Annotated in this window: 1 protein-coding gene and 1 pseudogene; both read right to left on the reverse strand. The window is 63.4% G+C overall.

Annotated features, from left to right (window positions below):
* Positions 1-472: IS110 family RNA-guided transposase (locus HZZ13_RS36305; RefSeq protein WP_311973040.1), on the reverse strand; the 472-nt coding region annotated here is incomplete at its 3' end.
* A 94-nt stretch (positions 473-566) separates the two neighbouring features.
* Positions 567-967: pseudogene (locus HZZ13_RS36310) on the reverse strand (IS3 family transposase); the annotation flags it as partial.

Consider the following 967-nt stretch of genomic DNA (forward strand, 5'->3'; position numbering starts at 1 on the left):
CCTTTGCCAGGCCAGCGGTGGCGATGATGCCCAATTCGGCCAGATGCGCGCGCCACGCGTTGGCCGCCTGCGTTCGCTGCCGCACTAGAAGGGTGCGGGTCTTCAGCACCATCGCGGCAGCCTGTTGCTCGGCCGTCTTGATCGGGACGAAGCGCATGGTCTTGCGGGTCACCGCTTCGCTGATGGCCTCTGCGTCCGCCGCATCCGTTTTGCCTCGCTTTACGAAGGGTTTGACATAAGCCGGCGGAATGAGCCGCACCTCATGACCGAGAGCTGCGATCTCGCGCGCCCAATAGGGAGCGCTACCGCAGGCTTCCATCCCCACCAGGCATGGTGGCAGTTTCTCGAAGAAGCGCAGAACCTCGCTGCGCCGCAATTTCCTGTTGAACACGGGCGATCCCTCCGCATCCGCGCCGTGAACCTGGACAACGTGCTTGGCCAAATCTAACCCGATGGTGCTAACCTGTTTCACGGAACGGTCCCTCCTTTGTGGCGTTCGAACAACGACCACATTCTAGCACTTTGATGCTGTTGGAGCGGGCCGTTCCACCACATCAAGTTTATCCAATCACGCGGAAGCGGCGGCCGCAGGTCAGCTGATCCGACACAAAGTCGAGCGACCAGCGCTCGTTCGGCGCCATCGGCGCCGTCATCGGCGCCCTGGTCCCGATGGCGCGCTTGCGGCCGCCACGGCGGCGCACTGCAAGCTTCTCTTCCCGGTACAGCCGGAACAGCTTCTTGTGGTTGACCGTATAGCCCTCCCGCTTGAGCAGGACATGCACGCGCCGATAGCCGAAGGGGCGGCGCTCGTGCGCGATCGCCTTCATGCGCTGGCGAAGGCCGCCATCGTCCGTCCGGATCGTCTTGTATCTCACAGTCATGCGGCAGCTGCCGATGGCTTTACACGCCCGCCGTTCGCTCATCCCGTGGGCATCCATGAGATGGGCGACAGCTTTCCGCTCCCCCG

It is taken from the genome of Bradyrhizobium agreste (genome assembly GCF_016031625.1).
GTDB lineage: Bacteria > Pseudomonadota > Alphaproteobacteria > Rhizobiales > Xanthobacteraceae > Bradyrhizobium > Bradyrhizobium agreste.